This window comes from Pseudomonas sp. R84 (assembly GCF_009834515.1).
GTDB lineage: Bacteria > Pseudomonadota > Gammaproteobacteria > Pseudomonadales > Pseudomonadaceae > Aquipseudomonas.
In genome coordinates this window covers 1,240,223-1,266,367 of sequence record NZ_CP019426.1, presented here as the reverse complement: position 1 = coordinate 1,266,367, position 26,145 = coordinate 1,240,223, and the positions used below count along the sequence as shown (strand labels likewise).

The following is a 26,145-nucleotide window of genomic DNA, read 5'->3' as shown; positions in this document are numbered from 1 at the left end:
AGAAACCTGTGGGAGCGAGCCTGCTCGCGAATGTCGCAACTTTACAGTTCTACGACAACAGCCTGAGCAGCGCGGGTCGCCTTGGCACGAGCAGCCTCGATCGACTCATCCCGCGCCAGCGCCACGCCCATGCGACGCTGACCATTCACCTCTGGCTTACCAAACAGACGCAACGCCGTGTCCGGCTCGCTCAACGCAGCGCCGAGGTTGGCGAATGCGGTCTGGGTCGATTGCCCTTCCACCAGAATCACCGCCGAAGCCGATGGCCCGAACTGACGAATCAACGGCACTGGCAGACCCAGAATCGCGCGGGCGTGCAAAGCGAACTGCGACAGATCCTGGGAAATCAGCGTCACCAGACCGGTGTCGTGCGGACGCGGCGACACTTCGCTGAACCATACCTGATCACCTTTGATGAACAGCTCCACGCCGAACAGACCACGGCCGCCCAGTGCCTCGGTTACCGCTTTGGCAACACGCTCGGATTCAGCCAGGGCAATCGGGCTCATGGCTTGTGGCTGCCACGACTCCTGATAGTCGCCCTTCTCCTGACGGTGACCGACCGGTGCGCAGAACGTAGTGCCGCCGATGTGGCGCACGGTCAGCAAGGTGATTTCGTAATCGAAATCGATGAAGCCTTCGATGATCACCCGGCCTTTACCGGCGCGACCGCCCTCCTGCGCGTAATCCCAGGCCTTCTGCACGTCATCGACGCTGCGCAGCAGACTCTGGCCTTTGCCCGACGAGCTCATCACCGGTTTGACGACGCATGGGAAACCCAGGTCTTCGACGGCTTTGCTGTAGTCCTCGAAGGTGTCGGCAAAGTGGTAAGGCGAGGTCGGCAGGTCCAGCTCTTCAGCGGCCAGACGACGGATGCCTTCGCGGTTCATGGTCAGTTGCGCAGCGCGCGCGGTCGGGATCACGGTGAAGCCTTCGGCTTCCAGCTCAACCAGGGTGGCGGTGGCGATGGCTTCGATTTCCGGCACGATGAAGTGCGGCTTCTCGGCTTCGATCACCGCGCGCAAAGCGGCGCCGTCGAGCATGTTGATCACGTGGCTGCGATGGGCAACTTGCATGGCCGGCGCGTTGGCGTAACGGTCAACGGCGATCACTTCAACGCCCAGGCGTTGCAGCTCGATCACCACTTCCTTGCCCAACTCACCACAGCCACACAGCAATACGCGGGTCGCGGTCGGCGACAATGGAGTTCCGATACGGGTCATCTCAGGTCCTCAAAGAAGCGGATCATCGAGGAAAGCAACGCCTGACGCGCTTTCCATGGGGAGAAAGCGCGGCATTTTACATGAACCTGAGGCTTTGGCTTCAGCCGGCGACGGCCTGTTTGCGCTCACGCCAGGCCATGATCAGCCAGACGGCGGTGACACCGGCGAATTTCGACAGCAGAGCAGTAATGATCACCGGCGGCGTCAGCAGGTCGATCATACCGAAGAAGATGAACGTATCGATGGGAATGCTCAGCGCCGAACTGATCCACAAGCGGTCGCGCAATGGGCGCTTGGTGATGCTGAATACCAGCCAGTCGATGCACTCGGAGACCGCGAACGCTGTGGCGCTGGCAAGGGCAATGGAAGGATCGGAGGTGACGTAAGACAGTACCAGCGCCGCCAGCATCGCCACGATCGCGCCGTGACCGAAGCGAGTTTGCACCATGTCGCGCAGCACGAACACCAGACCACCCCAGGCCGACCAGATGATGTCCAGGTGCGGCGCGGTGGAAAAGGCGAAGTTGATCAGCACGACGCTGCTGATGTAGGCGATGAGGAAAATCATGGCGGGCGACCTGGCAGATTGGCGCACAGGTTACTTGACCGGCAAATCAAGAGCTACCCCCTCACCCCAGCCCTCTCCCCAAGGGGCGAGGGGGAAAGGGAGCAGATCGGGGGCTTTTCAAATCCTGAGTCCGACTCGGTATGCCAAGTCGGCGTATAGCGTAAGACACCTCGGTCAGTCCCCTCTCCCCCTGGGAGAGGGCTAGGGTGAGGGCCGTCCCAAGCCGATCACGACTTCGAAGGGATCATCCACACCAACCCACTCGCCTTCGCCCGCTCATGACACAACCCCAACACCACGCGGCGCTCGTCATTGGTCATCCGGCCCCAGCGGGTGATTTCCTCGACCGTACGCTGACAGCCGGTACAGATGTCAGCCTCATCCAGCGCACAAATATTCACGCACGGCGAGGCGACGGGTCTTTCTGGCGTGTTCATTCTTCCTGCTCAACCAGATCGCGGGCATAACGCTGCGAGTTATGCACATAGTGGGCGGCGCTGGCCTCAAGCATCTTCTTCTGCGGCTCGGTCAGCTCTCGCACGACCTTGCCCGGCGAGCCCATCACCAGCGAACCATCGGGAATTTCCTTGCCTTCACCAATCAGCGAATTGGCGCCGATGATGCAGTTCTTGCCGATCTTCGCGCCGTTGAGAATCACCGCGTTAATGCCGATCAGGCTGTAATCGCCGACGGTGCAGCCATGCAGCATCGCATTGTGGCCGATGGTCACGCCGGTGCCGATGGTCAGCGGATAGCCCATGTCGGTGTGCATCACGGTGCCGTCCTGGACGTTGCTGTTCTTGCCGATCAGGATCAGTTCGTTGTCGCCGCGCAGCACGGCGTTGAACCAGACGTTGGCGCCCTCTTCCAGTTTGACCTTGCCCACCAGCACGGCATTGGGGGCGACCCAGCTCTGTGGATGGGTCTCGACACGGGCGTCGCCCAAGCGGTATTTCATCTTGTTTTCCTCAGGGCTCACGGTGAGTGGCCGTTCGAACGACGGCTTCAGGTGTTGATAAAGCTTTTCGGCGGTTGGTGCAGGCTGATCTTGGCGTCATAGAGCAGATTGATCAACTCGACGATCATGATCGCCGTCAGGCCCCAGATCTTGAAATCGCCGTAGCGATAGCTCGGCACGTACCAACTGCGGCCCTGATAGTCGATGCGGTGCGTGTGTTCACGAGGGTCTTTACGGAAGAATTCCAGCGGCACGCTGAAAACGGCAGCGATTTCGGCGTCGTTGGCGCGGTATTCAACAAAGTCGGGAATAACGCCGACATAAGGCGTGACCTTGATGCCGTGCAGGGAAATCAGCGGGCTGAGCGGGCCGATGACTTCGACCAGTCCGGGCGGCAGACCGATTTCTTCCTCGGCCTCTCGCAGCGCGGTAAAAATCAGATCCGGATCTTCCGGATCGCGGCGACCACCAGGGAAGGCGACTTCGCCGCCGTGGGTCGAGAGCCCGCTGGCGCGCAAGGTCAGCAGCAGTTCCGGCTCGTCACTGCGAGTAATCGGCACCAGAACGGCGGCCTCGGGGAAACGTGTATCAGTCTCCAGCGTGCGCGGTGTGTGGTTGCTAACCCTATGCAGTAGCTCGTCCAGCATGAGTGTTCTCGATCAGTGCCTTACCCTGCATCATGCACCAATCATTGCGAGCGCCCAAGCCCCCGAAACCCGTCGTGTCGCGAAACGACAACTTGCCGACCGGCACCGCTGCACGCCAAGATAGGCGCAGCATTCAGGAAGCCCAGCATGAAATTTTGCAGCCACTGCGGTAACCCGGTCACCCAGCGCATTCCCGAAGGCGATTCGCGGCTGCGATTTGTCTGTGACAGCTGTCAGACCATTCACTATCAGAACCCCAATATTGTCGCCGGCTGCGTGCCGACCTGGGGCACCAAAGTGTTGCTCTGCCGTCGCGCCATCGAACCGCGCCTCGGTTACTGGACGTTGCCCGCCGGTTTCATGGAAAACGGCGAGACCATCGAGCAGGCCGCCGTGCGCGAGACTGCCGAAGAAGCCTGCGCCCGGGTGCGCAACCTGAGCATCTATACGCTGATCGACGTACCGCACATCAGTCAGGTGCATGTATTCTTTCGTGCCGAGCTGGTCGATCTGGACTTTGCCGCCGGCCCCGAGAGCCTCGAAGTACAACTATTTGACGAAGCCGACATCCCGTGGGACGAGCTGGCTTTCCGCACGGTGGGGCGTACCTTAGAATGCTTCTTTGCTGATCGGCGTGTTGAGGTGTATCCGGTTCGTTCGGAATCGATTCCGCCGCTTGCTCAGCCTGCCATTACTTGATTTCGTCGCCGGCCAGCCGATAACCCGAGCACGTCTGCACAACACCTATAAATCATGTATCTGCGTCATTCCTGGGGAATCGTTTCAATGCGCTGGTTGCTTGCCCTGTTCTGCCTGTCGTTCGTTACCGTCTCCCAAGCGTCATTCGTGACCACCGTGACGCCTGCGAATACCCCGCTCATCGAGAAAGTCCTGGTGCTCAAATCGGCGCATCAACTGCAGTTGATCGCCGACGGCAAGCCACTGAAAACCTATCGCATTTCCTTGGGCAAAGGTGCGAAGAAAGGTCCGAAACTGATTGAAGGCGACAAGCGTACGCCGGAAGGTTTCTATTGGATCGACTGGCGCAAGACCAGCGACAAATTCAATCTGTCGATGCACATTTCCTACCCGAACATCAGCGACTCGGCCCGCGCCCGGCGTGAAGGCGTCGAACCCGGCGGGATGATCATGATCCACGGCACGCCGGATTCGGAAGAAACCCCGGAAGACCTGTTCCATACCCTGGACTGGACTGACGGCTGCGTCGCCATGCGCAACGTCGATATGCGCGAAGTGTGGAGCCTGGTGCCGGACGGCACGATGGTCGAAATCCGCCCTTAATCCCTGACCATTGGTCACCCGCAAAAAAATAAATCAAAAGATCGCAGCCTGCGGCAGCGCCTACAAGGGTGATACCACTCTCAACTGTAGGAGCTGCCGCAGGCTGCGATCTTTTGCTTTTTACAGCCCACCTTTAATACCACTTCAAACCACCCCCTCTAAAACCCGCCATTTCATTGGATTAACTGCCCATTGCCTGCGTTGACATGGTATTCAAGTGGTATTAATTTCCGCCCCACAAGCGAGCCACAACAATCCTATACTCGCGACGGAAATGCCCTACATGAACGACCTCCATACCCTACGCCCGGACGACTCCCAGCCGACGCCGCTGTACCTGCAGCTGGCGCGCAATCTGGAAGCTGCGATTCATGCCGGGCAGTGGAAGTCCGAGCAGGCGATGCCCTCGGAACGCAACCTCAGCGAGCAACTGGGCATCTCCCGAGTGACTGCGCGCAAGGCGCTGGAAGTCCTCCTCGATCAAGGCCTGATCCGCCGCTTGCAAGGCTCCGGCACCTTCATTACCCCACGCCTCGAACAACCGCTGTCGCGCCTTTCGGGCTTCAGCGAAATGCTTCGTCTCAAGGGCTTCGTACCCAGCTCACACTGGCTGGAACGTGAAATCACCCTGCCGACTCACGAAGAACTGATCCGCCTCAGCCTGTCGCCGAACGACAAGGTCGCGCGCATGAAGCGTCTGCGCAAAGCCGATGACACGGTCATGGCCATCGAGATGAGCACCCTGCCCGCCTCGATCATGCCCAAGCCGCAACGGGTCGGCGATTCGCTCTACGAGTACCTCGACGGCATCGGCAAACCGATCGTCCGCGCCCTGCAACACATTCAGGCAATCAACGCCTCGGACGAGTTCGCCGCGCTGGTCGGCATCGCCCCCGGCACCGCCATGTTGCTGATGACCCGGGTCGGCTACCTCGAAGACAACACGCCGATCGAAGTCACCGACACCTATTGCCGCAACGACTACTACGACTTTGTTGCAGAGCTTCGTAGATAAAGAGCTGCGCCGCTAAAACGGCCCAAAGCGAGAACCGAAATGTCCGAAGACAACATCCTCACCGCCAGCGGCTGGATTCGCGGCCGGCTGATCCACGAACACGGCAAAGTCGTGTCGATCGAAGGCGTGCCCTGCGATCCGGCGAGCAATGACCTGCCGTATCTGCTGCCGGGCTTCATCGACCTGCACGTTCACGGCGGTGGTGGCAAAGACATCATGGAAGGCGCCAGCGCTTTCGAAACCATCACCAGAACCCACGTGCGTTTCGGCACCACCTCGCTGCTGGCCACCACCATGACCGCGCCGAGCACCGAGATCTCCAGCGTCCTGAAGGAAGTAGGAGAGTTCTGCGAACAGCGTCCGAAAGGTGCCGCGCGGGTCCTCGGCGTACACCTCGAAGGTCCGTACATCAATCCGGGAAAACTCGGCGCGCAACCGAACTTCGCCCACACCGCGTTGATGGCCGAAGTCGAAGAGTATCTGGCATTGGCGCCGATTCGGGTGATCACGATTGCCCCGGAAATCGCCGGCCACGACGGTTTGATTCGTGAGCTGAGCAGCCGTGGCGTGCGCATGCAGATCGGCCACACCCTCGGCAGTTACGAGGAAGGCGTCGCCGCACTGGATGCCGGCGCGACCAGTTTCACTCACCTTTACAACGCCATGAGCCCGCTGCATCACCGCGAGCCGGGCATCGTCGGCGCTGCGCTGGCTCACGCCAAATTCGCCGAGCTGATTCCGGATTTGCTGCACGTGCACCCCGGCGCCATCCGCGTGGCCCTGCGCTCGATCCCGTGCCTGTATTGCGTCACCGATTCGACCGCGGCCGCCGGCATGCCCGACGGTGAATACAAGCTTGGCAGCCACACCGTGACCAAATGCCTGGGCGGCGTGCGGCTGCCCGACGGCACCTTGGCCGGCAGCACGCTGACCATGGATCAGGCCCTGCGCAATCTGGTGAAGATCGGGTTGCCGATCGCCGAAGCCTCGCAGCGCCTGTCGCAATTCCCCGCCGACTACCTCGGCATCACCGAACGCGGGCGCCTTGCACCAGGCGCCTGGGCCGACTGCGTGCGGCTGGATCGCTCACTCACACTGACCGCCGTCATGGTCGAAGGAGAAGACATTGACTTCAAAAATGCTTGAGGAGGCGCTGTCCTCGTTCGAGGCCGTGCAAGCCCAACTGCAACAGCTCGACCCGCAAATGATCGAGATCGCCGGGCGCCTGCGCCGTCAGCCACCGCAAGTGGCGATGACCGTTGCGCGCGGCAGCTCCGACCACGCGGCGAGCTACTTCGCCTACCTGACCATGCAGCAACTGGGCGTGCCGGTGGCGTCGTTGCCGATGTCGGTGGTGACCATGCAGCAGGCGCCGTTGAAGGTCAGCGGTCAGGTCGCGTTCGCGTTTTCGCAATCGGGGCAGAGCCCGGATCTGGTCAACAGCTTGCGCCTGTTGCGCAAGCGTGGCGCGCTGAGCGTGTCGATGGTCAACGCCGCCGATTCACCACTGGAAGCCGCGTGCGAATTCAGCGTGCCGCTACTCGCCGGCACTGAAAGCAGCGTCGCCGCGACCAAAAGCTTTATCGCCACCCTCAGCGCCAGCGCCCGTTTGATCGCGCACTGGAAAGAGGATAGCGAACTTCTCGAAGCCGGCAACGCCTTGCCTGAAGGCCTGCGCGATGCAGCGAAACAGGACTGGAGCGTGGCCATCGAAGCGCTGCGCGATTGCGAGCGGCTGATGGTCATCGGTCGCGGTGCCGGTTTTGCCATCGCCCAAGAGGCGGCGCTGAAATTCAAGGAAACCTCGGCCATTCAGGCCGAAGCATTCAGCAGCGCCGAAGTCCGTCACGGCCCGATGGCGCTGATCGACGAACACTATCCGTTGCTGGTCTTCGCGCCACGCGGCGCCGAGCAGGCTGGCCTGCTGAGTCTTGCGGCGGAGATGCGTCAACGCGGCGCCCGCGTCTTGCTGGCCGCGCCGGACGACGTGAGCGAACGCGATCTGACGCTGACCCGCGCCGAGCACCCGGCCCTCGATCCGATTCTGGCAATTCAGAGTTTCTATGTGATGGCTGCCGGTCTGGCCGTGGCCCGTGGCATGGACCCGGATCAGCCGCGCCACCTGAGCAAAGTGACCCGCACGCACTAAGTCCGAATGACTGCACACCTGATGAGACCGAGCCATGCACAACAACAATAAAGAGCTGACCCTCAGCGCCCCGCTCAGCGGCCCGGTGCTCACGCTCGCCAAAGTCCCGGACGCGGTGTTCGCCAGCGGCGCGATGGGCGACGGCATTGCCATCGACCCGATCAACGACACCCTGTACTCGCCGTGCGCCGGGGTGATCATTCACGTCGCGCGCACCGGCCACGCGCTCACTTTGCGGGCCGACAACGGCGCGGAAATCCTCCTGCACCTGGGGCTCGACACCGTTGAGTTGAACGGCGAAGGCTTCTCGATGCTGGTCAAGGATGGCACCCGCGTCAGTAAGGGCCAGCCGTTGTTGCGCTATGACCTGGACAAGGTCGGCCAGCAATGCAAAAGCCTCGTCAGCTTGTTGATCCTGACCAACAGCCAGGATTTTCAGGTACGGCCGATTACGCTCAAAGCCGTGAAAGTCGGCGAGCCGCTGCTGCACATTGTGGCGCGTAACGGCTCTGCCTCGAGCGCAGACGTCGTCGGCGGGCCGGAGGTTCATGCTCATGTGCTGGTGGCGCATCGCGGCGGTTTGCATGCGCGCCCTGCGGCGCTGATTCGACAGACTGCGCAGGGTTTCAAGAGTCAGTCGCGACTGCACTTCGCCGGTAAATCGGCGCCGTGCAACAGCCTGATCGGTTTGATGGGCCTGGCGGTTGGCGAGCAGGATGAGGTGCAGATCAGCTGTCAGGGGCCGGATGCTGAGGCGGCGCTGCAAGCGTTGATCACGGCGTTGGCCACAGCGCTGCCGGATGATCATCACGCGGCGGCACCGGTCGATGTTGCCGCTATTAAACGCCCGGCCGAGGCAGGTGTTTTGCACGGTGTCTGCGCCGCGCCAGGTTTAGTTGGCGGGCCACTGTTCCGTTTGAACACGATCAGCTTGCCGGCGGATCCGGGCAATCATGACCCGCTGCAACAGCAGCAGATTTTTGAAGCCGCGCTGACACAAGTGCGCAACGAAATCGACGGCACTCTCGCTCAAGCGAAAAAACACAAGAGTGCCGACGAAGAAGCGATCTTCGCCGCGCATCTGGCACTGCTCGAAGACCCGGCGCTGCTCGACGCTGCACAGCGATCCATAGAACAAGGTTGTGCGGCAACTCACGCCTGGAGTCAGTCGATCGACGTGCAGTGCGAAATGCTGCAGCACACCGGCAGCGCGCTGCTGGCCGAACGCGCCAACGATCTGCGCGACCTCAAGCAACGCGTGCTACGTGCGTTGCTCGGTGAGGCGTGGAATTACGACGTGCCGGCAGGCGCCATTGTTGCCGCACATGAACTGACGCCCTCGGATTTGCTGCAACTCAGCGCGCAAGGTGTCGCCGGGTTATGCATGGCCGCGGGTGGCGCGACTTCGCATGTGGCGATTCTGGCGCGCGGCAAAGGGCTGCCGTGCATGGTGGCGCTGGGTTCGGCATTGCTTGATCAGCCGCAAGGTCATTCGGTGGTGCTCGATGCTGACGGTGGACGTCTCGAACTGACACCGAATGCCGATCGTCTGGCTGAAGTTCAACAGATGCAAATTGATCGCCAGCAACGTCGCGACGCGCAGCAGGCCAAAGCTCACCTGCCAGCCGAAACGCGAAATGGCGTGCACATCGAAGTCGTCGCCAATGTCGCCTCCAGCGGTGAAGCGGCAGATGCCTTTGCCAACGGTGCCGATGGTGTTGGTTTGCTGCGCACTGAGTTTTTGTTCGTTGATCGCAAGACCGCTCCAGACGTCGAAGAGCAGCGCAGTGCATACCAGGCTGTGATCGATGCGATGGGCGACAAGTCAGTAATCATCCGCACCATCGACGTCGGCGGCGACAAGCACCTCGACTATCTACCGCTGCCGGCGGAAGCCAACCCGGTGCTCGGCCTGCGCGGCATTCGTCTGGCTCAGGCCCGCCCGGAAGTTCTCGATCAGCAATTGCGCGCGCTGCTGCAAGTCAGCCCGCTGCAGCGCTGCCGGATCCTGTTGCCGATGGTCACCGAAGTCGATGAGCTGCTGCACATTCGCCAGCGCGTCGATGCCCTGTGCATCGAACTCGGTATCAGCCAACGCCCGGAAATCGGCGTGATGATCGAAGTCCCCGCCGCCGCGCTGCAAGCCGAACAACTCGCCGAACATGCCGACTTCCTCTCGATCGGCACCAACGATTTGTCGCAATACACATTGGCCATGGATCGCGATCACGCAGGTCTGGCCGCCCGCGTCGATGCCCTGCACCCGGCGCTGCTGCGCCTGATCGCCATGACCTGCGCAGGCGCGGCAGTGCACAAACGCTGGGTCGGTGTCTGCGGGGCCCTCGCCTCCGATCCGCTGGCCACACCGGTGTTGATCGGTCTGGGCGTCACCGAATTGTCGGTCAGCCCGGTGCAGATCGGTGAAATCAAGGATCGCGTGCGCCAACTGCATGAAGCCGAATGCCAACGCCTCGCCCGTGACCTGCTCAAGCTGAGCAGTGCGGCTGCGGTGCGTCACGCCTGTCATCAACATTGGCCTCTGCGCTAACAAAAACAACAAGGACAAACGCCATGTACCAACTCTTCATCGAAGGCCTGCAACGCCTCGGCCGTGCGCTGATGCTGCCGATCGCGATCCTGCCGATTGCCGGCCTGCTGCTGCGCCTGGGTGACACCGACCTGCTGAACATCGCAATCATTCACGATGCCGGCCAAGTGATCTTCGCCAACCTGGCGATGATCTTCGCCATCGGCATCGCCGTCGGTTTCGCCAAGGACAACAACGGCACCGCCGGCCTCGCCGGGGTGATCGGTTATCTGGTGATGATCTCCACGCTCAAGGTGCTCGACGCGAGCATCAACATGGGCATGCTCGCCGGGATCGTCAGCGGCCTGATGGCCGGCGCGCTGTACAACCGCTTCAAGAACATCAAGCTGCCGGAGTACCTGGCGTTCTTCGGCGGGCGGCGGTTTGTGCCGATTGTCACCGGGTTTGCAGCGGTCGGTCTGGGCGTGGTCTTCGGCTATATCTGGCCGCCGATCCAGCACGGCATCAACGCTTTTGGTGCGCTGATGATGGAAAGCGGCAGCCTCGGCGCGTTTGTGTTTGGCGTGTTCAACCGCCTGCTGATCGTCACCGGCCTGCACCACATCCTCAACAACATGGCGTGGTTTGTATTCGGCAACTTCACCGACCCAACCACAGGCGCACTGGTGACGGGCGACCTGTCGCGCTACTTCGCCGGTGATCCGAAGGGCGGCCAGTTCATGACCGGCATGTTCCCGATGATGATCTTCGGCCTGCCCGCCGCTTGCCTGGCGATGTATCGCAATGCCCTGCCGGAACGGCGCAAGGTGATGGGCGGGATTTTTCTGTCGATGGCCTTGACGTCGTTTTTGACTGGGGTGACCGAGCCGATTGAATTTGCCTTCATGTTTTTGGCGCCGTTGTTGTATCTGCTGCATGCGCTGCTGACCGGGTTGTCGATGGCGATCACCAATGCGTTGAACATTCACCTCGGTTTCACCTTCTCCGGCGGGTTCATCGACATGGTGTTGGGTTGGGGCCGATCCACCAATGGCTGGTTAGTGATTCCTGTCGGGCTGGCGTATGCCGTGGTGTATTACGCGGTGTTTGATTTCTGTATTCGTCGCTTCAATCTGAAGACGCCGGGGCGCGAGGATGTGGCTGCTGCTGAGAAAGCGGTCCTCACTGAAAACGAACGCGCCAGTGCTTACATCAAGGCATTGGGTGGGGCGGAGAATTTGGTCACCGTTGGCGCCTGCACTACGCGGTTGCGACTGGAGATGGTCGATCGCAACAAGGCGTCGGATGCTGAGCTGAAAGTGCTGGGGGCGATGGCGGTTGTGCGTCCGGGCAAGGGTGGAAGTTTGCAGGTGGTTGTCGGTCCAATGGCGGACAGTATTGCTGATGAGATTCGTCTGGCGATGCCTTCTCTGGGACGTGCCGTTCTGGTTGAGACATCTGTTGTTGCTGATGAGTCGAAAGCCGCTGTGATTGCCGGCTCCGAAGCGCAGCAATGGCTGACCGCACTGGGCGGTGGCGACAACGTGCTGCAACTGGATTGCATTGCCATGAGCCGGATTCGCTTGCTGTTGGCGGATGGCAAGGCGTTGTCCGAGGCGCAGTTGAAAGAGCTGGGTTGTCAGGGTGTCAGCCAGTTGGAGGGTGGGGTTTGGCATTTGCTGGTGGGGGATAAGGCTGCGAGTTTGAGTGGAGCGCTTGAAGCGTTGGTCAATCGCAGCGAGGTCAGCGCCAAGGTTTAGAGGTCTGGTGTTTGGACAGGCCTCATCGCTAGCAGGCTAGCTCCCACAGTTTGGAGTGTGTGCGTTCTGCCAGACTTGGGTTGTCTGGATCGGCGTCATCGCTGGCAAGCCAGGCCCCACAAGGGAATGCGTTTCAACTGTGGGAGCCAGCCTGCTGGCGATGAACGATGACGCGATCGTCAGGTTTGTGGATCGACTCGATCCAGCGCCCGGTTTACCGCGAGTTCGGCGAGCATGATGATTTGCTGGATGCCTAGCGCGGTGCTGCGCTGAGAACCGTTTAGCTCATTGGCGAAGTTGCTGGCGGCGGTACTTGCCGAGGCTAATGACTCGCAGGCGTGAGCGAGCAGGCTTTCGGTGTCGACCTCTGGGCAGACCATGAACATGGTGCTCGGTCGGCGGGGCTTTGCGGGTTCGGGGCTTAGGTAGAAGTCGAGGGCGCGTTTGATGGCTTCGCGGTTTTGGGCCTGGTCTTCGGCGCGGAGAGCTTCTTCGAGTGGGGTTTTGGTTTCGGGTGGATCGGGTACGGGCTTAGTCATTGCAATGATCTCTAATCAATGATTGAGCCATCACTGGTCGTTTCTCACGCGACGAAGAGGTGGCAGCTATGTGCGGAGTGAGAAACCGGTAAGAGATCAACCCGGCCGAACCGAAGTCCGCCCGCACACAGCCGCCATAGAACATCACCGGCAGCAAATGAGCTGGCGGCGATTATGGTGCTACTGACGTTTGATTAAAACCTCTTACCGGGTTCTCACACCCGATCACCGATTTGCGGTGATAGCCAAAGACTAGAGACCCGACGTCCGACGGACAACCTGAAAACCTTGTGGGAAGGTTCTGGCTATTCGACACATCATTAAACAGTCAAAAGCAAACCCTCACCCTAGCCCTCTCCCAGAGGGAGAGGGGACTGACCGAGGTGTTTGGTAGAAGTACGCCGACGTGAAAGACCGAGTCGAATTCAGATTCTGAAACAGATCAAAAGCCCCTCACCCTAGCCCTCTCCCAGAGGGAGAGGGGACTGACCGAGGTGTTTGGTGGATGTACGCCGACGTGAAATACCGAGTCGAATTCAGATTCTTGAAACAGATCAAAAGCCCCTCACCCTAGCCCTCTCCCAGAGGGAGAGGGGACTGACCGAGGTGTTTGGTGGATGTTCGCCGACGTGAAATACCGAGTCGAACTCATATCCTGAAAAGCCCAAAAATCGGCCCCCTCTCCCTCGGGAGAGGGCTGGGGTGAGGGGAAGCTCCAACACAAATCAAAAGCCGAACACCCCGTGCTCTTCACCACTCAACAGGATGAGCGTTAGCTCGGCTGCAGCTCTTGATCTTGATCCACCGGCCCCGTCGGCAGGCTGAGTGGAGGGATTTATCCGGGGGTGGGAGCGCAGCGACCGTTTGGCGCAGCCAAACACAGCGAGAGGAGGTGCAGCGAAGCAAACCGTAGGCGATGCGCCCGGATGAATTCCGGAGCGAAGGAACCCCGAGCTTTAGCGAGTGGGCCGAACGTTGGGGCAAGCGTTTTTTGCTTACTTTTTTAGGCGTTTGTAAAAAAGTGAGTCGCCGTAAGGGCGAAACCGCCAGCCGCAGCCCCCGAAAAAACGGATATTCACTCAGCCAGACAGAGCATGGTCGCCTGTCAGGGCGCCATCGCGAGCAGGCTCACTCCTACAGAAAAGCAAATCGGGGGCAACAAAAAAACCCGCAGACAATCACTCATCTGCGGGTTTCCCGTTTCAGCAGCAAGAAAGATCAGAAATCTTCCAGCCGCCACACTTCATAAGCCGGTGTCTCATACGGATGGCTCAACTTGAGCGCCGCCACAACAGCAACAATCAACTCATCCGCCACCACAAGCTCAACCTTCCATTCCTCAACCCGCTCAACCTGCCCCGCCTCGCCAATAAACGGCTGACTGCCGTCCAAAGGTCGAAACTGGCCCAGACCGAGCACCTGCCAGGCACAGTGGTCATAGTCACCGATTCGCCCACCACCGGCAGCGAACACAGCCCCTTTGACCACCTCGACATGACTGTCAGGAACAAAAAAAGCGAGCTTGTACACAGGCCTTAGTTCACCCAGACGCGCGCGTTACGGAACATACGCATCCACGGTGCATCTTCGTTCCAGTCTTCCGAACGCCACGAGTTCTGCACGGCACGGAACACACGCTCCGGGTGCGGCATCATGATCGTCACACGGCCATCACGGCTGGTGAGACCGGTAATCCCGCGCGGCGAACCGTTCGGGTTGGCCGGATAACGCTCGGTGACCTTGCCATGGTTGTCGACGAAACGCATCGCCACGCAACCGGACAGATCGGCTTCCAGCAATGCTTCTTCGCTGGAGAACTCGGCGTGACCTTCACCGTGAGCAATGGCGATCGGCATACGCGAACCGGCCATGCCTTGCAGGAAGATCGAGTTCGATTCCTGGATCTGCACCATCGCCACGCGCGCTTCGAACTGCTCGGAGCGGTTGCGCACGAAGTGCGGCCAGAACTCGCTGCCCGGGATCAGCTCGTGCAGGTTGGACATCATCTGGCAACCGTTGCACACGCCGAGGGTGAAGCTGTCGTTACGCTCGAAGAAGCCTTGGAAGGCATCGCGGGCACGGCTGTTGAACAGTGCCGACTTGGCCCAGCCTTCACCGGCGCCGAGCACGTCGCCGTAGGAGAAACCACCGCACGCCACCAGACCTTTGAACTCGTTCAGGTCGACACGGCCAGCGAGAATATCGCTCATGTGCACGTCGATCGCGTTGAAACCGGCGCGGTCGAACGCCGCGGCCATTTCCACCTGACCGTTGACGCCCTGCTCACGCAGCACGGCAACCTGTGGGCGGATGCCTTTCTTGATGTAAGGCGCGGCGATGTCCTGGTTAACGTCGTAGCTCAGCTTGACGCTCAGGCCCGGGTTGTCTTCTTCCAGCAGCACATCGAACTCTTGCTCGGCGCAGTCGGCGTTGTCGCGCAGACGCTGAATCTGGTAGCTGGTTTCAGCCCAGGTACGTTGCAGCAGACGACGCTGGCCTTCGAACACGGTGTCACCGTTAAAGGTGATGTTGATCTGACCATTGTTGATCGGCTGACCGATCACCGACACGCAGTCGCCCAGACCGGCCGCGCTAAATTGCGCGAGGATGTCTGGCGTGGCGTCCTGACGAACCTGGATCACTGCACCCAGTTCTTCGTTGAACAGGATGGCGGCGATGTCGGCGGTGGTTTCCGCCAGACCATCAAGGTTCAGGCTCAGACCGCAGTGGCCGGCGAAGGCCATTTCGACCACGGAGGTCAGCAGACCACCGTCGGAACGGTCGTGGTAAGCCAGCAGGTGACCGTCGGCGTTGAGGCCCTGGATCACTGCAAAGAAGGCTTTCAGGTCTTCGGCGTCATCGACGTCCGGCGCGTGTTTGCCGAGCTTGCCGTGAACCTGTGCAAGGATCGAAGCACCCATGCGGTTCTGACCACGACCGAGGTCGATCAGGATCAGGTCGGTGGTGCCCTTGTCCATGCGCAGTTCCGGGGTCAGGGTCTGACGGATGTCAGCCACTGGCGCGAAACCGGTCACGATCAGCGACATCGGCGAGGTCACGGTTTTTTCTTCGCCGTTGTCGCTCCAACGGGTGGCCATGGACATCGAGTCCTTGCCCACCGGAATGGTGATGCCCAGCTCAGGGCACAGTTCCATACCGACCGCTTTCACGGTGTCGTACAGACGCGCGTCTTCGCCCGGGTGGCCGGCAGCGGACATCCAGTTCGCCGACAATTTGATGTCGGAGATCTTGTTGATGCGCGACGCGGCAATGTTGGTCAGGGTTTCGCCGATGGCCATGCGGCCCGACGCCGGAGCGTCCAGCAGTGCCAGCGGAGTACGCTCGCCCATCGCCATCGCTTCACCGGTGTAGACGTCGAAACTGGTGGCGGTGACGGCAACGTCGGCCACCGGAACCTGCCACGGGCCGACCATTTGGTCACGGGCCACGAGGCCGGTGATGGTGCGGTCGCCGATGGTGATCAGGAAGCTTTTGCTCGCCACGGCCGGGTGATGCAGAACGCGTTCGATGGATTCGCTGATGTCGAGGTTCGACGGATCGAAGTCATCGCCCAGCTCGGCTTCACGAACCACCGAACGGTGCATGCGCGGGGCTTTGCCCAGCAACACTTCCAGTGGCATGTCCACCGGGTTGTTGCCGAAGTGGCTGTCGGTCACGGTCAGTTGCGGCTCGGCAGTCGCCTCGCCCACTACGGCAAACGGGCAACGCTCACGTTCGCAGATCGCCTGGAAGCGCTCGAAGTCTTCAGGGCCGACGGCCAGAACGTAACGTTCCTGGGATTCGTTGGACCAGATTTCGTGCGGGGCCATGCCCGGCTCGTCGTTGGGAATGTTGCGCAGTTCGAAACGGCCACCGCGGTCGCCGTCGTTGACCAGTTCCGGGAAGGCGTTGGACAGACCGCCCGCGCCGACGTCGTGGATGAAGCTGATCGGGTTTTTGTCACCCAGTTGCCAGCAACGGTCGATGACTTCCTGGCAGCGACGTTCCATTTCAGGGTTTTCACGCTGCACGGAAGCGAAGTCGAGATCCGCCGAGCTGGTGCCGGTGGCCATCGAGGAAGCGGCGCCGCCACCCAGACCAATCAACATCGCCGGGCCGCCGAGAACGATCAGCTTGGAGCCAACGACGATCTCGCCTTTCTTGACGTGTTCTTCACGGATGTTGCCCATGCCGCCAGCCAGCATGATCGGCTTGTGGTAACCGCGAACCTCGTCACCGTGCGGGGTGCTGATCGACTGTTCGAAGGTACGGAAGTAGCCAGTCAGGGCCGGACGGCCGAATTCGTTGTTGAACGCGGCGCCGCCGAGCGGGCCTTCGATCATGATGTCCAGCGCGGTGACGATGCGCTCAGGCTTGCCGTACGGCACTTCCCACGGCTGTTCGAAGCCCGGGATCTGCAGGTTGGATACGGTGAAACCGGTCAGGCCAGCCTTTGGCTTGGCGCCACGGCCGGTGGCACCTTCGTCACGGATCTCGCCGCCGGAACCGGTCGACGCGCCCGGGAACGGAGCGATCGCGGTCGGGTGGTTGTGGGTTTCAACCTTCATCAGGATGTGCACCGGCTCCTGCACCGCGCCGTACTGGCGGGTCTCAGGGTTCGGGAAAAAACGGCCGGCGACGTTGCCGACGATCACCGAGGCGTTGTCCTTATAAGCCGACAGAACGCCTTCGCTGTGCATCACGTAGGTGTTCTTGATCATGCCGAACAGGCTTTTTTCCTGGTTCTCACCATCAATATCCCAACTGGCGTTGAAGATCTTGTGGCGGCAGTGCTCGGAGTTGGCCTGGGCGAACATCATCAGTTCGATGTCGTGCGGGTTGCGCTTCAAGCCGTTGAAGGCGTCGACCAAATAGTCGATCTCGTCTTCGGCCAGAGCCAGGCCCAGCTCGGTGTTGGCTTTTTCCAGCGCGGCGCGACCGCCACCAAGGATGTCGATGGCCGTCAGCGGCTTCGGCTCGGCGTGGCTGAACAGACCGGCGGCCTGTTCGAGGTTGGCCAGCACGATCTGGGTCATGCGGTCATGCAGCACGTCGGCAATCTGCTGGGCTTCGGCTTCGCTGAACTGACCGGCCACGTAGAAGGCGATACCGCGCTCCAGACGCTGGATCTTGCTCAAGCCGCAGTTGCGGGCGATGTCGCTGGCCTTGCTCGACCATGGCGAGATGGTGCCGAAACGCGGCAACACCAGAAACAGACGACCGGTCGGCTCTTGTACCGGAACGCTTGGGCCGTACTTCAGAAGGCGCGCTAGCACCTGCTGTTCGTCGCCGGTCAGGACGCCGGTGACTTCGGCGAAGTGAGCGAATTCAGCATACAGGCCACTGACAGCTGGAACCTTCTGGCTCAGTTGCTCAAGGAGTTTGCTGTGGCGAAAGGCAGAAAGGGCAGGAGCGCCGCGCAGGATCAACATCTTCGGGACAGCCTCGGGAAGGGGTGTGCTTTGAGGCCGTGCATTCTAGCCTAAACCGCCTTCAACATCACCCGAAACGCTACGCACGGTTGCACTCGGGTATCAATCTGTGTTTCCGACTTCAGAGTCAGGTAAATCGGCTATTCTGAGGCCGCTTATTTTTACTGTAACAAAAAGCCGTAAAGGCCCGTTTCTGCGGGGTTCAGCCCGGTTTTGTGATCGCTAGCAGACTCGCCCTGCACTGTCGAGATATGGCGCCCGCGGCCGTTTGCGTATACTGCGCAGATGTTTTTCCCAACGGCTTTGCGTCCGCGGTACGCCAAATGGCTGATCGCAACCGGACTCTTCCTGATGCTCGGTGGCTGTGTTGATAAACCCAACACACTCGAGCGCGTAAAGGAGGATGGTGTGCTGCGGGTGATTACCCGTAACAGCCCCGCCACCTACTTTCAGGATCGCAGCGGTGAAACCGGCTTCGAATACGAGCTGGTGAAGCGCTTCGCCGACGATTTGGGTGTCGAACTGAAGATCGAGACCGCCGACAATCTCGATGACCTGTTCGATCAGATCGGCAAGCCGAACGGCCCGGTGCTGGCCGCCGCTGGTCTGGTCAGCAGCGATCAGCGCAAGCAGCAGGTGCGGTTCTCGCACTCCTACCTTGAAGTCACCCCGCAGATCATCTATCGCAATGGTCAGTCGCGGCCGACCGATCCCGGTGATCTGGTCGGCAAGAAGATCATGGTGCTCAAGGGCAGCACCCACGCTGAGCAATTGGCCGAGCTGAAAAAGAAATTTCCCGGTATCGAATACGAAGAGTCCGACGCGGTTGAAGTGGTCGACCTGCTACGCATGGTCGATGAAGGCCAGATTGACCTGACCCTGGTCGATTCCAACGAAGTGGCGATGAATCAGGTGTACTTCACCAACATCCGCGTGGCTTTCGACCTTGGCGATGCGCGCAGCCAGAGCTGGGCGGTCGGCCCGGGCGAGGACAACAGCCTGCTCAACGAGATCAATGCGTATCTGGACAAGGTGCAGAAGAACGGCACCCTGCAACGCTTGAAGGATCGTTATTACGGCCACGTCGACGTGCTTGGCTACATGGGCGCCACGACCTTCGCCCAGCACCTGCAGCAGCGCCTGCCGAAATACGAACAGCACTTCAAGAACTACGCGAAGAAAGAGAAAGTCGACTGGCGCCTGCTGGCGGCCATTGGTTATCAGGAATCGCTGTGGCAGCCGACCGTCACCTCGAAAACCGGCGTGCGCGGGTTGATGATGCTGACCCAGAACACCGCGCAGGCGATGGGCGTGTCCAACCGCCTCGACCCGAAGCAAAGCATTATGGGCGGGGCGAAATACCTGGCTTATATGAAGGATCAGCTCGACGATTCGATCAAGGAACCGGATCGCACCTGGTTTGCCCTGGCGGCGTACAACGTCGGCAGCGGCCATCTGGATGACGCGCGCAAGCTGACGGCCAAGGAAGGGCTGAATCCGGACAAGTGGCTGGACGTGAAGAAGATCCTGCCGCGCCTGTCGCAGAAGCAGTGGTACAGCAAGACGCGTTATGGCTACGCCAGAGGCGGCGAGCCGGTGCATTTTGTGGCGAACATTCGTCGCTACTACGACATTCTGACGTGGGTAACGCAGCCGCAGCTTGAGGGTGATCAAGTGGCTGAGGGCAATCTGCATGTGCCCGGTATCGACAAATCAAAGCCCACTCAAGAACCTGCCCCGCTCTAACTACCCCCCCAAATCAAATGTGGGAGCGAGCCTGCTCGCGATATCGGTGGGTCAGTCAATTAATTTTGTCTGACACACCGATATCGCGAGCAGGCTCACTCCTACAGGGGGTTTGTGTTGTTGATCAGGACTTGGCAGCCGCCAGGATCAGCGCTTTCATTTCCGATACGGCAGACTTGAAGCCAACGAACAACGCATGCGCCACCAGCGCATGGCCAATGTTCAGCTCGTTGATGCCCTTGATCGCCGCGACGGCTTCAACGTTATGGTAGTGCAAGCCGTGACCTGCGTTGACGATCAGGCCTTGGGCCAGACCAAACGCCACGCCGTCCGCCACACGCTTAAGCTCTTCAGCGACTTCAGTCGGGGTTTCAGCATCAGCATAACGACCGGTGTGCAACTCGATGGCAGGCGCACCGACGCGCTTCGACGCCGCAATCTGCCGCTCGTCCGCATCGATGAACAGCGACACTTCGCTGCCGATCTTCGACAGACGCTCGACCGCTGCTTTGATCCGCTCTTCCTGCCCCGCGACATCCAGGCCGCCTTCGGTAGTCAGCTCCTGACGGGTTTCCGGAACCAGACAGATGTGTGCCGGGCGAATACGCTCGGCGAACGCCATCATTTCTTCGGTGACGCCCATTTCGAAGTTCATGCGGGTTTGCAGCACGTCCTTGAGCAACAGAACATCGCGCTCCTGAATGTGCCGGCGGTCTTCACGCAAATGCACGGTGATGCCATCGGCGCCCGCCTCTTCCGCGTCCAGCGCCGCCTTGACCGGATCCGGATAGCGCGTGCCACGGGCCTGACGCAGGGTGGCGACGTGGTCGATGTTCACGCCAAGAAGAATGCGATTGCTGGTGGTCACGGATGCGCTCCTGAATTGAGAGATTCGGCGCACAGCATACGGGGTGATCAGGGCTTGCGAAACAGTTCGCGACTGACGAGGGGGCGACCGCCCAGGTGAACGGCCAATGCCTGACGCATCAGGCGCTTGGCAGCGGACAGCGCGCCGGGGGCGGTCCAGTCGGCTTCAGCCATGGCCAGTAGTTCAACGCCGTTGAACAGGCCCGGTTGCAATAGGAAAACCCTCTCAAGCCCCGCATCCACTTGCAGGCGATAGAGACCATCCGGCGCGACGGGCTCACCGTGAACGTCAGTGTTCAGTGAAAAGCCGTAACCGAGGTCGTCCAGCAGACGCCATTCGAAAGAACGCAGCAACGGTTCCAGTGGCCGACCTTCGGCCAGTGCCAGCAAGGTTGCAGCGTAGTGATCGAACACCGCTGGATGCGGATCTTCGGCAGGCAGCAAGCGGATCAGCAATTCATTGAGATAGAGACCGCTGAACAGCGCCTCGCCGTTGAGCCACGCCGAAGTGCCAGAACTCTCCATGCGCCCGACATTCTTCAACTCACCCTTGCCACGGAACTCGACTTCCAGCGACACAAACGGCCGCGCCAATGTCCCGGCCTTGCCCCGCGCACTGCGCAACACCGCCCGCAGCCGACCTTGCGGCGTGAGGAAGTCCACCAACGCACTGGTTTCGCGGTAGGCGCGACTGTGCAGGACATAGGCGGGTTGGGCGGGAGGCGGGTTTTGCGACATTGAGTTCTCGATGAAGAAACGCAGATTTACACACGACCCAAAACCACTGTGGGAGCGAGCCTGCTCGCGAAAGCGGAGTGACAGTCAACATCAATGCTGAATGTTACATCCCTTCGCGAGCAGGCTCGCTCCCACAGTGGGTATCGGTGTTCTCTGGAACGGTGATTACAGGTCGCCGTAACCCAGCGAACGCAGCGCCCGCTCGTCATCGGACCAGCCGCCCTTCACCTTGACCCACAGGTTGAGCATGATCTTGGAGTCGAACAGCAGCTCCATGTCCTTGCGCGCTTCGGTGCCGATGCGCTTGATACGCTCGCCCTTGTCGCCAATGATGATCTTCTTCTGGCCGTCACGTTCAACGAGGATCAAAGCGTGGATGTGCAGAGTCTTGCCCTGCTGCTTGAACTCTTCGATTTCGACGGTGATCTGGTACGGCAGCTCGGCGCCCATCTGGCGCATGATTTTCTCGCGCACCAGTTCAGCGGCGAGGAAACGGCTGCTGCGGTCGGTGATCTGGTCTTCCGGGAAGAAGTGATCGTTCTCCGGCAGATGATCAGCGATAACCTTTTCCAGCGCTTCGAGGTTATGCCCGTGCTGCGCGGAAATCGGAATGATCTGCGCGTTCGGCAGTTGTTCCTGCAACCAGCTCAAGTGCGGCATCAGCTCGGCTTTGTCTTCGATGCGGTCGGTCTTGTTCAGCGCGACGATCAGCGGGCCAGTCACGTACTGAACGCGCTCGAGAACCATCTGGTCTTCGTCGGTCCACTTGGTGCGATCGACGACGAAGATCACCACGTCGACGTCTTTCAACGCCGCCGAAGCAGTTTTGTTCATGTAACGGTTCAGGGCCTTTTCGCCACCCTTGTGCATGCCGGGGGTGTCGACGTAGATCGCTTGCACGTCACCTTCGGTTTTGATCCCGAGCATGTTGTGGCGAGTGGTCTGCGGCTTGCGCGAAGTGATCGCGAGCTTCTGGCCGAGGATGTGGTTCAGCAGCGTCGACTTACCGACGTTGGGACGGCCGACGATGGCAACATAGCCACAGCGAGTTGCGTTTGTATCAGTCATTGCCATTCTCCACGCCCAGGGCAATCAGTGCTGCAGCGGCCGCTACCTGTTCGGCAATACGACGACTCACACCCTGACCTCGGCTTTTTTCATTCAGTAAGACAACTTCGCACTCGACGAAGAAAGTTCGGCAGTGCGGCTCGCCCTGGATATCCACCACTTCATAGCGTGGCAGATCGCAACCGCGCGATTGCAGATGTTCCTGCAGGCGGGTTTTCGGATCCTTGTTGGTGTCGACCAGCGTCAGGCCTTCGAACTCGCCAGCCAGCCAGGCCAGCACGCGCTCACGCGCCATGTCCATGCCGGCGTCGAGGTAGATCGCACCGATCAAGGCTTCGAGGGCATCGGCCAGAATCGATTCGCGACGGAAACCACCGCTTTTCAACTCGCCGGAACCCAGCCGCAAGTAATCGCCAAGGTCAAAACCGCGCGCCAGTACGGCCAGCGTCTCACCTTTTACCAAACGTGCGCGCAAACGCGACAACTGGCCTTCGCGGGCCAGCGGGAAGCGATCGAACAGCGCCTCGCCGGCAACGAAGTTGAGGATGGCATCACCGAGGAATTCCAGGCGTTCGTTGTTGCGCCCGGCAAAACTGCGGTGCGTCAGAGCCAGCAGCATCAGCTCCTGGTCCTTGAAGGTGTAGCCGAGCTGGCGCTCGAGACGGCTTAGAGAAACGCTCACGGTTTACCCACGCTGAGTTCGTGGCTGGATTCCACTGCCATCGCCGGGATGCGGCGCAGGCCTGGGACAATTAACGCTGTGTTCAAAAATTAAATCCTGGCGATTGCGAAGCCGATTGTGCCGGCTCCAGAAATGCATTCGGCGCTGTGGTCAACAGCGCCGTGTGTGATTACTTGATCAGGCCAACCCGCGAGAAATTCGGCAGGTGACTGAGTTTCGGTTCTGGCCAGCTCATCCAGACCGCGAAGGCCTTGCCGACGATATTCTGGTCGGGAACCATGCCCAGCAGATCCTTGGGAATGTTCGGATCATCCCAGTAGCGACTGTCATTCGAGTTGTCGCGGTTGTCGCCCATCATGAAGTAGTGCCCGGCAGGCACTGTCCACGAGCGATCCGGCGTGGCGCGGTAGCGACTCATTTCCTTGCGGATCAGATGCTCGGCGGCGCCCAGTTTCTCTTTATACAGTTCGGCGCTGCCCAGCGTGCCCGGTTCGGCGCCGACCATCTGCTCGGCAATCGACTCGCCATTCACGAACAGACGCTTGTCGGCGGTGTAACGCACCGTGTCACCCGGCAGACCGACCACGCGCTTGATGTAGTTGACGTTCGGATCGCTCGGGTAGCGGAACACCATTACATCGCCGCGCTGCGGATCACCGACTTCGATGATTTTCTTGTCGACCACCGGCAGGCGGATCCCGTAAGAAAACTTGTTCACCAGAATGAAGTCGCCGACATCCAGGGTTGGCTTCATCGAACCCGAAGGGATCTGGAACGGCTCCACGAGGAACGAGCGCAGTACCAGCACGATGAACAACACCGGAAAGAACGACTTGCCGTATTCGACCAGCAGCGGCTCTTTATTCAGTTTTTCAACGACCACCCCGTCAGGCTGGCTGACACTGCCTTGATAAGAGGCAATGGCAGCACGCCGACGCGGCGCCAGGATCAACAGATCAAGCAACGCCAACAGGCCGCAGACAAACACGGCGATGACCAGCAACAGCGGGAAATTTAGCGACATAGGACCTAACTATCCAACCTGAGCACGGCAAGGAAGGCTTCTTGTGGAATTTCCACGTTGCCGACCTGCTTCATGCGTTTCTTACCGGCCTTTTGCTTCTCGAGCAGTTTCTTCTTACGGCTGACGTCACCACCGTAGCATTTGGCCAATACGTTCTTTCTGAGCGCCTTGACGGTTGTCCGGGCAACGATCTGACCGCCGATGGCGGCCTGAATGGCTACGTCGAACATCTGACGAGGAATCAGTTCTTTCATCTTCTCGGTCAACTGGCGACCTTTGTAGTGCGAGTTGTCACGGTGCACGATCAATGCGAGGGCATCGACCTTGTCGCCGTTGATCAGCACATCCAGTTTCACCAGATTAGCCGATTGGTAGCGATCGAAATGGTAATCCAGCGAAGCATAGCCACGGCTGGTGGATTTGAGGCGGTCGAAGAAGTCCAGCACCACTTCGTTCATCGGCAGGTCATAAGTGACTTGCACCTGATTGCCGAGGAACAGCATGTCGACTTGAACGCCACGCTTCTCTATGCACAGGGTGATGACGTTACCCAAGTGCTCTTGCGGCACGAGGATATTGGCGCGCACGATCGGCTCGCGCATGTCTTCGATCGACGACACATCCGGAAGCTTGGATGGGTTGTCGACGTAAATCGTTTCACCGGTTTTCAGCACCAGCTCGAAAATTACCGTTGGCGCGGTGGTGATCAGGTCCAGGTCGTACTCGCGCTCGAGGCGCTCCTGGATGATTTCCATGTGCAGCATACCGAGGAAGCCGCAACGGAAGCCGAAGCCCAGTGCGTCGGAGCTTTCCGGGGTGTACTGCAGCGACGAGTCGTTGAGGGTCAGCTTCTGCAGCGCTTCGCGGAAATCTTCGAAGTCGTCGGAACTGACCGGGAACAGACCGGCGTAAACCTGTGGCTGGATGCGTTTGAAGCCGGGCAGCACTTCAACGTCCGGGGTCGAGCTCAGGGTCAGGGTGTCACCGACTGGCGCACCGTGAATGTCCTTGATGCTGGCGATGATGAAGCCCACTTCGCCAGCCTTCAGGTCAGCGGTAGCGGTGTGCTTCGGGTTGAACACGCCCACGCTGTCGACCAGATGGATCTTGCCGGTGGACTTGACGAGGATCTTGTCGCCCTTCTTCACGCGGCCATGACGCACGCGCACCAGGGAGACAACGCCCAGGTAGTTGTCGAACCAGGAATCGATGATCAACGCTTGCAGCGGATCCTCGATGTTGCCGGTTGGCGCAGGGATGGTGTGCACCAGACGTTCGAGCACTTCGTCGACACCCAGGCCGGTCTTGGCGCTGCAGGTGACGGCGTCGGTGGCGTCGATGCCGATGATCTTCTCGATCTCGTCCTTGACGCGGTCAGGATCGGCCTGCGGCAGGTCGATCTTGTTCAGCACCGGCATGACCTCGAGGCCCTGCTCGATGGCGGTGTAGCAGTTGGCCACGGACTGGGCTTCAACGCCTTGACCGGCATCGACCACCAACAGTGCACCTTCACACGCTGCCAGGGAACGGCTGACTTCGTAGGTGAAGTCGACGTGACCCGGGGTGTCGATGAAGTTCAGCTGGTACTTGATGCCGTCTTTGGCGGTGTAATAAAGGGTGACGCTGTGGGCCTTGATGGTGATCCCGCGTTCACGCTCCAGATCCATGGAATCCAGTACCTGGGCTTCCATTTCACGCTCGGCCAGGCCGCCGCACATCTGGATGAAGCGATCGGCCAGCGTCGACTTGCCATGGTCAATGTGGGCGATGATGGAGAAATTGCGGATATGACTCAAATCACTCACGGATCAACACTCAAAAAGGCTGCAGGCATAGCCCGCCGAAAAATAGCCGGGAATTGTACCTGATACACGGCGCAAGCGTCACGTTCGCCTGTCAC

At 60.1% G+C, this 26,145-nt stretch carries 22 protein-coding genes; 8 read left to right on the top strand and 14 right to left on the bottom strand.

Translation table 11 applies throughout. The features are described from left to right. Positions 1 to 41: 41 nt before the first annotated feature. The 5 genes from purT to PspR84_RS05600 form a co-directional block, all read right to left on the bottom strand. The gene (gene purT / locus PspR84_RS05620) at positions 42 to 1,223 is read right to left on the bottom strand and encodes a formate-dependent phosphoribosylglycinamide formyltransferase (protein ID WP_016986367.1); all 1,182 of its coding nucleotides are present in this window, start codon (positions 1,221 to 1,223) and stop codon (positions 42 to 44) included. A gap of 100 nt (positions 1,224 to 1,323) precedes the next feature. After that, a complete protein-coding gene (locus PspR84_RS05615; protein WP_160056087.1) occupies positions 1,324 to 1,791 on the bottom strand; it encodes a VUT family protein in 468 nt (155 codons plus the stop codon). Between the two features lie 227 nt (positions 1,792 to 2,018). Then, positions 2,019 to 2,228 (bottom strand): DUF1289 domain-containing protein, encoded by a 210-nt coding sequence (locus PspR84_RS05610; RefSeq protein WP_007908996.1) that lies wholly within the window; start codon positions 2,226 to 2,228, stop codon positions 2,019 to 2,021. After that, positions 2,225 to 2,749, bottom strand: coding sequence for a gamma carbonic anhydrase family protein (locus tag PspR84_RS05605; protein ID WP_007954617.1), 525 nt, complete (start codon positions 2,747 to 2,749; stop codon positions 2,225 to 2,227). Before PspR84_RS05605 ends, PspR84_RS05610 begins: the two co-directional genes overlap by 4 nt. A 47-nt stretch (positions 2,750 to 2,796) precedes the next feature. Continuing rightward, a complete protein-coding gene (locus tag PspR84_RS05600) occupies positions 2,797 to 3,396 on the bottom strand; it encodes a CoA pyrophosphatase (RefSeq protein ID WP_160056085.1) in 600 nt (199 codons plus the stop codon). Between the two features lie 147 nt (positions 3,397 to 3,543). Between PspR84_RS05600 and PspR84_RS05595 the strand changes: the two genes are divergently transcribed. The 7 genes from PspR84_RS05595 to nagE all read left to right on the top strand — a co-directional run bounded on the left by PspR84_RS05595 (position 3,544) and on the right by nagE (position 12,149). Next, positions 3,544 to 4,095 (top strand): NUDIX hydrolase, encoded by a 552-nt coding sequence (locus PspR84_RS05595; protein WP_095119357.1) that lies wholly within the window; start codon positions 3,544 to 3,546, stop codon positions 4,093 to 4,095. 87 nt (positions 4,096 to 4,182) lie between these two features. Next, the gene (locus PspR84_RS05590; protein WP_160056083.1) at positions 4,183 to 4,698 is read left to right on the top strand and encodes a L,D-transpeptidase family protein; all 516 of its coding nucleotides are present in this window, start codon (positions 4,183 to 4,185) and stop codon (positions 4,696 to 4,698) included. A gap of 283 nt (positions 4,699 to 4,981) precedes the next feature. Further along, positions 4,982 to 5,713 (top strand): GntR family transcriptional regulator, encoded by a 732-nt coding sequence (locus PspR84_RS05585; protein WP_077571250.1) that lies wholly within the window; start codon positions 4,982 to 4,984, stop codon positions 5,711 to 5,713. A gap of 39 nt (positions 5,714 to 5,752) precedes the next feature. Beyond that, positions 5,753 to 6,859, top strand: coding sequence for an N-acetylglucosamine-6-phosphate deacetylase (gene nagA, locus PspR84_RS05580; protein ID WP_160056081.1), 1,107 nt, complete (start codon positions 5,753 to 5,755; stop codon positions 6,857 to 6,859). Continuing rightward, positions 6,840 to 7,862 carry an SIS domain-containing protein gene (locus PspR84_RS05575; protein ID WP_160056079.1) on the top strand — a complete coding sequence of 341 codons (1,023 nt, stop codon included), beginning with the start codon at positions 6,840 to 6,842 and terminating at the stop codon, positions 7,860 to 7,862. Before nagA ends, PspR84_RS05575 begins: the two co-directional genes overlap by 20 nt. A gap of 34 nt (positions 7,863 to 7,896) precedes the next feature. Beyond that, entirely contained in the window at positions 7,897 to 10,410 is a 2,514-nt protein-coding gene (ptsP, locus tag PspR84_RS05570; protein ID WP_160056077.1) for a phosphoenolpyruvate--protein phosphotransferase, read from the top strand. A gap of 23 nt (positions 10,411 to 10,433) precedes the next feature. Next, positions 10,434 to 12,149: an N-acetylglucosamine-specific PTS transporter subunit IIBC gene (gene nagE, locus PspR84_RS05565; protein WP_160056075.1), complete on the top strand. Its 1,716-nt coding sequence runs from the start codon at positions 10,434 to 10,436 to the stop codon at positions 12,147 to 12,149. Positions 12,150 to 12,328: 179 nt separating this feature from the next. On the opposite strand, the gene PspR84_RS05560 is transcribed toward nagE, so the two are convergent. The 3 genes from PspR84_RS05560 to purL all read right to left on the bottom strand — a co-directional run bounded on the left by PspR84_RS05560 (position 12,329) and on the right by purL (position 18,120). Beyond that, positions 12,329 to 12,688, bottom strand: coding sequence for a DUF6124 family protein (locus PspR84_RS05560; protein WP_160056073.1), 360 nt, complete (start codon positions 12,686 to 12,688; stop codon positions 12,329 to 12,331). Between the two features lie 1,218 nt (positions 12,689 to 13,906). Continuing rightward, positions 13,907 to 14,218 (bottom strand): YqfO family protein, encoded by a 312-nt coding sequence (locus tag PspR84_RS05555; protein ID WP_042607740.1) that lies wholly within the window; start codon positions 14,216 to 14,218, stop codon positions 13,907 to 13,909. 5 nt (positions 14,219 to 14,223) lie between these two features. Continuing rightward, on the bottom strand, positions 14,224 to 18,120 hold the full coding sequence (gene purL / locus PspR84_RS05550) for a phosphoribosylformylglycinamidine synthase (RefSeq protein WP_160056071.1): 3,897 nt from the start codon (positions 18,118 to 18,120) through the stop codon (positions 14,224 to 14,226). Between the two features lie 285 nt (positions 18,121 to 18,405). Here purL and mltF point away from each other — a divergent pair, with 285 nt between their 5' ends. Continuing rightward, positions 18,406 to 19,866: a membrane-bound lytic murein transglycosylase MltF gene (gene mltF, locus PspR84_RS05545; protein ID WP_160056069.1), complete on the top strand. Its 1,461-nt coding sequence runs from the start codon at positions 18,406 to 18,408 to the stop codon at positions 19,864 to 19,866. Between the two features lie 124 nt (positions 19,867 to 19,990). Here mltF and pdxJ read toward each other — a convergent pair whose 3' ends face one another. The 6 genes from pdxJ to lepA all read right to left on the bottom strand — a co-directional run bounded on the left by pdxJ (position 19,991) and on the right by lepA (position 26,050). Next, positions 19,991 to 20,734: a pyridoxine 5'-phosphate synthase gene (gene pdxJ / locus PspR84_RS05540; protein ID WP_160056067.1), complete on the bottom strand. Its 744-nt coding sequence runs from the start codon at positions 20,732 to 20,734 to the stop codon at positions 19,991 to 19,993. Between the two features lie 47 nt (positions 20,735 to 20,781). Further along, entirely contained in the window at positions 20,782 to 21,471 is a 690-nt protein-coding gene (recO, locus tag PspR84_RS05535; RefSeq protein ID WP_134174770.1) for a DNA repair protein RecO, read from the bottom strand. A 165-nt stretch (positions 21,472 to 21,636) separates the two neighbouring features. After that, positions 21,637 to 22,539 carry a GTPase Era gene (gene era / locus PspR84_RS05530; protein WP_016771562.1) on the bottom strand — a complete coding sequence of 301 codons (903 nt, stop codon included), beginning with the start codon at positions 22,537 to 22,539 and terminating at the stop codon, positions 21,637 to 21,639. After that, positions 22,532 to 23,221 (bottom strand): ribonuclease III, encoded by a 690-nt coding sequence (gene rnc / locus PspR84_RS05525; RefSeq protein WP_016986099.1) that lies wholly within the window; start codon positions 23,219 to 23,221, stop codon positions 22,532 to 22,534. The genes era and rnc overlap by 8 nt, the downstream gene beginning before the upstream one ends. Positions 23,222 to 23,390: 169 nt before the next feature. Beyond that, positions 23,391 to 24,245 carry a signal peptidase I gene (gene lepB, locus PspR84_RS05520; protein WP_127925937.1) on the bottom strand — a complete coding sequence of 285 codons (855 nt, stop codon included), beginning with the start codon at positions 24,243 to 24,245 and terminating at the stop codon, positions 23,391 to 23,393. 5 nt (positions 24,246 to 24,250) lie between these two features. Continuing rightward, positions 24,251 to 26,050 carry a translation elongation factor 4 gene (gene lepA, locus PspR84_RS05515; RefSeq protein ID WP_016986097.1) on the bottom strand — a complete coding sequence of 600 codons (1,800 nt, stop codon included), beginning with the start codon at positions 26,048 to 26,050 and terminating at the stop codon, positions 24,251 to 24,253. Between the last annotated feature and the right edge of the window lie 95 nt (positions 26,051 to 26,145).